Consider the following 1040-nt stretch of genomic DNA (forward strand, 5'->3'; position numbering starts at 1 on the left):
CCTACGCCAAGGTGCGCCTGGACCCCGAGTCCTGGCAGACGGCCCTGCGCTCCCTGTCCGGACTGCCCGACGCCCTCACCCGCGCCGTCGTCTGGAACGCCGCCCGCGACATGGTCCGCGACGGCCAGCTCGCGCCCGCCGCCTMCMKGKAGGCGGCCCGCGCCCATCTGCCGTACGAGTCGGACCTCGCCGTCGTGCAGGGCGTCCTCGTCTTCGCCGCCGCCCAGGCCACCGACCGCTACCTCCCCGACAGCGCCCGCCCCGCCGCCCTCGCGCTCCTCGGCGAGCTCACCCGGGACCTGCTGCGGCGCACCGAGGACGGCGACAACCCGGGCCTGCGGCTCATCGCCGTACGCCACTTCATCGACTGCGCCGCCCAGCCCCACACCATCCAGGAGTGGCTGGCCGACGGGAGCGTCCCCGGCGGCCCCGAGCTCGACCCGGAGCTGCGCTGGCGCGTCCTGAACCGCCTCGCGGTCCTGGGCGCGGTCTCCGAGGCGGAGATCGACGCCGAGCTGGCCCGCGACCACAGCGCCACGGGCGAGGAGGGCGCCGCCCGCTGCCGCGCCGCGCTGCCCGACCCGTCGGCCAAGACGGCCGCGTGGGCCGCGATGTTCGAGGGGGACACCCTCTCCAACTACCTGTTCACCGCCACCGCCCAGGGTTTCTGGCAGCCCGAACAGGCCGACCTCCTGAGGGAGTACGTGGCCGCGTTCTACGTGGACGCGGTCCCGCTGGCCGCCCGGCGCGGCCCCGTCATCGCGGAGGCGGCCGGCCGCTACGCCTTCCCGCACTTCGCGGTCGACGAGGAGGCGGTGGCCCTCGGCGAGGCGTGCCTGTCCCGCGACGACCTCCTGCCGGCGCTGCGCCGCAAACTGGCCGACCAGGTCGACGACCTGCGCCGGGCACTGGCGGTACGCAACGCCTGACCGGCCGGGCCCGGTCACGGGGGTGGCGCGCTCATACCAGCGCGCCACCCCCCGGCACCCCGCCTCCGGGGGCCAAGTACCACTTTCGGGTTGAGATCGCCCCGCGGGGCG

1 protein-coding gene is annotated in these 1040 nt (G+C 76.2%); it reads left to right on the forward strand.

Annotated features, from left to right (window positions below; genetic code table 11):
- Nucleotides 1–929, forward strand: a 929-nt coding sequence (locus tag ACJA3G_RS37530; RefSeq protein WP_406557478.1) for an ERAP1-like C-terminal domain-containing protein, incomplete at its 5' end; no start/stop codon positions are given.
- Nucleotides 930–1040: the final 111 nt, after the last annotated feature.

The sequence above is a fragment of the Streptomyces sp. YS-3 genome (genome assembly GCF_045257485.1).
GTDB lineage: Bacteria > Actinomycetota > Actinomycetes > Streptomycetales > Streptomycetaceae > Streptomyces.